The sequence below is a fragment of the Acinetobacter sp. GWC1_38_13 genome (genome assembly GCF_001767535.1).
GTDB classification, from domain to species: Bacteria; Pseudomonadota; Gammaproteobacteria; order Pseudomonadales; family Moraxellaceae; genus Acinetobacter; species Acinetobacter junii.
In genome coordinates this window covers 35,820-38,022 of sequence record NZ_MELG01000081.1, presented here as the reverse complement: position 1 = coordinate 38,022, position 2,203 = coordinate 35,820, and the positions used below count along the sequence as shown (strand labels likewise).

At 41.7% G+C, this 2,203-nt stretch carries 2 protein-coding genes; both read left to right on the top strand.

The annotated features are described in order from the left end of the window. On the top strand, positions 1-1,993 hold a 1,993-nt coding region (topA, locus tag A2003_RS08145), incomplete at its 5' end, for a type I DNA topoisomerase (protein WP_286687133.1). After that, on the top strand, positions 1,994-2,203 hold a 210-nt coding region (locus A2003_RS08140), incomplete at its 3' end, for an NYN domain-containing protein (protein ID WP_286687132.1).

Here is a 2,203-nt window from a genome sequence, read left to right as displayed (position 1 = left end):
TGTTCAGTCTGTTGCTGTAAAACTTGTGGTTGAACGTGAACGTGAAATTCGTGCCTTTGTTCCAGAAGAATATTGGCAAGTGTTTGCTGATACGATGTCTAAAAAAGAAGACATTCGTCTAGAAGCTGTTAAACAAGCTGGCAAGACACTTAAGCTCAAGAATAAAGCTGAAACAGATGCACTATTAAGTGTTTTGAAAGATGCTGAATATAAAGTTGCGTTGCGTGAAGATAAACCGACAAAGGTAAATCCAAGCGCACCTTATATCACTTCAACTTTACAGCAAGCAGCAAGTACGCGTTTAGGTTTCTCTGTTAAGAAAACCATGATGTTAGCGCAACGATTGTATGAAGGTGGTTTTATTACGTATATGCGTACTGACTCAACTTTCTTGAGCGATGATGCCGTGAATATGGTTCGTAACCATATCCAGCAAAACTTTGGTGACAAGTATTTGCCTGCACAACCAAATCGTTATGGCAATAAAGCAGGGGCACAAGAAGCCCATGAGGCAATTCGTCCTTCCGATGTAGCACTCACTGGCGATAAACTTGCTGGTGTAGAACGTGATGCACAACGTTTGTATGATTTGATTTGGCGTCAATTTGTGGCTTGCCAAATGACACCTGCTGAATATTTGTCTTCAACCTTAACTGTTGAAGCTGCAAATGTTGAATTAAAGGCCAAAGGTCGTACCCTTGTTTTTGATGGTTTTACCAAAGTTCGCGGTGCGAATAAATCTGATGATGATGTATTGTTACCTGCTGTAAAAGTAGGTGAAGTACTCAAATTAGAAAAACTTGATCCGAGTCAACACTTTACTAAACCACCTGCACGTTTTACTGAAGCATCTTTAGTTAAAGAATTAGAGAAGAAAGGCATTGGTCGACCTTCTACTTATGCAGCGATCATTTCAACCATTCAAGAACGTGGTTATGTGAAACTTGAAAATCGCCGTCTCTTTGCTGAGAAAATGGGCGAAATCGTGACGGATCGTCTCGATGAAAGTTTTAATAATTTGATGAACTATGCCTTTACTGCAGATTTGGAAGGTCAGCTGGATAAAGTCGCGACAGGTGAGCGTAACTGGAAAGAGCTATTAGATACATTCTACGGTGACTTCAAAAAGCGCCTGACCAATGCTCAAGGCGAAGACGGTATGCGTCGCAATCAGCCTATTGAAGTAGCTGATGTTGCTTGTCCTGAATGTTCTCGTCCAATGCAAATTCGTACAGGGACGACAGGGGTATTCTTGGGTTGTTCAGGTTACAACCTGCCACCGAAAGAACGCTGTAAAGGTACTTTAAACCTTACGCCAGTCGAATCTTTAGCTGCGTTATCAGATGATGATGGTGCTGAAACTGCTGATTTGATGTCAAAACACCGTTGTCCAAAATGTGGTACTGCGATGGACAGCTATGTCGTGGATGGTGGTCGCAAATTACATGTTTGTGGTAACAACCCTGATTGCGATGGTTATGAAGTCGAAGAAGGCGAATTCAAGATCAAGGGTTATGATGGCCCGACTATCCCATGCGATAAATGTGATGGTGAGATGCAGCTTAAAACGGGTCGTTTTGGTCCATATTTCGCATGTACTAGCTGTGACAATACTCGTAAGGTACTCAAGAGTGGTCAACCTGCTCCACCACGCGTAGACCCAATCAAAATGGAGCATCTACGTTCAACGAAGCATGATGACTTCTTTGTCTTGCGTGATGGCGCTGCTGGTTTATTCTTGGCTGCAAGTAAATTCCCGAAAATTCGTGAAACGCGTGCACCAAAAGTATCTGAATTACGTAGCGTAGCTGAACAACTTGATCCAAAATATCAATTCTTGCTGCAAGCTCCTGATACTGATCCTGAAGGTAATCCGACAGTTGTTAAATTTAGCCGTAAGAATCAAGAGCAGTATGTTGGTTCAGAAACTGCGGAAGGTAAACAAACCAAGTGGAGTCTAGTATTCCAGAATGGAAAATGGGTTGAAGCTTAAATGGAGTTAAAACCGAAGAAGCTTGCGGTATTGATTGATGCTGATAACTCTTCGGTCAATTCAGTTGAATCCATTTTAGAAGAAATTGCTAAATATGGTATTGCTAGCGTAAAACGAGTATACGGTGATTGGAGTAGTGACACTTTGAAAAAATGGCGTGATGTGTTATTACCTCACGCTATAACGCCAGTACAGCAATTTGCTTATACA